A 771-nucleotide genomic window follows, 5' to 3' on the forward strand; every position below is an offset into this window, starting at 1 on the left:
TTTTACCATTTATTTTAACATCCAAAATAAATGCTGCACTGCACGCAAAACTGGATGAGCGCCAGGGGGAATATCCTCTGGCGAGAGTGAGAAAAGGCCCCACAGAGGGCCGCGAACCGGAGGAAACAGGTATGAATATCAAGACTCTCGCCTTGGGATTGGCCGCAGGGGCCTCGTTGCTCGCACTTGCAACGGGCGCACAAGCGCAGTCGAAACTGGTTGTGGGCGTGTCCTGGTCGAATTTCCAGGAAGAGCGCTGGAAGATCGATGAAGCCGCCATCAAAAAGCAACTCGCCAGCGTTGGTGCGGAATATATCAGCGCCGATGCCCAGTCGAACCCGCAAAAGCAGCTCGCCGATGTGGAAAGCCTGATTGCGCGCGGCGCAAAGGCGCTGATCGTGCTGGCGCAAGATGCCCAGGCGATTCAGCCCGCCGTCGCCAAAGCCAAAGCCGAAAAAATCCCGGTTCTGGGCTATGACCGCCTCATCGAAGTGCCGGGCGTTTTTCTATCTCACCTTCGATAACATCGAAGTGGGCCGGATGATGGCGCGCGAAATTCAAAAGGCGAAGCCGACCGGCAATTACGTCTTCATCAAAGGTTATAACGCCGATCCGAATGCCGATTTCCTGGCGATGGGCTCGAAGGAAGTGCTGAAACCCGCCATCGACAAGGGCGATATTAAAATTGTTGGCGAACAGTATACCGACCGTTGGCTGCCGGAAAACGCTCAGAAGAATATGGAGCAGATTCTAACGGCCAATAACAATAAG

2 protein-coding genes are annotated in these 771 nt (G+C 54.2%); both read left to right on the forward strand.

Going from position 1 to position 771, the window contains the following annotated elements; genetic code table 11:
• Positions 1–131 precede the first annotated feature (131 nt).
• Complete coding sequence (locus VZ95_RS27560) at positions 132–524, forward strand: substrate-binding domain-containing protein (protein ID WP_232302755.1); 393 nt, start codon at positions 132–134, stop codon at positions 522–524.
• Positions 475–771, forward strand: a 297-nt coding sequence (locus VZ95_RS27565; RefSeq protein WP_232302756.1) for a substrate-binding domain-containing protein, incomplete at its 3' end; no start/stop codon positions are given. The genes VZ95_RS27560 and VZ95_RS27565, both read left to right, overlap by 50 nt.

It is taken from the genome of Elstera litoralis, from assembly GCF_000963705.1.
GTDB classification, from domain to species: domain Bacteria; phylum Pseudomonadota; class Alphaproteobacteria; order Elsterales; family Elsteraceae; genus Elstera; species Elstera litoralis.

Coding starts and splice junctions, on each gene's coding strand:
- VZ95_RS27560 (WP_232302755.1), top strand. CDS start 132: ATGAATATCAAGACTCTCGCCTTGGGATTGGCCGCAGGGGCCTCGTTG.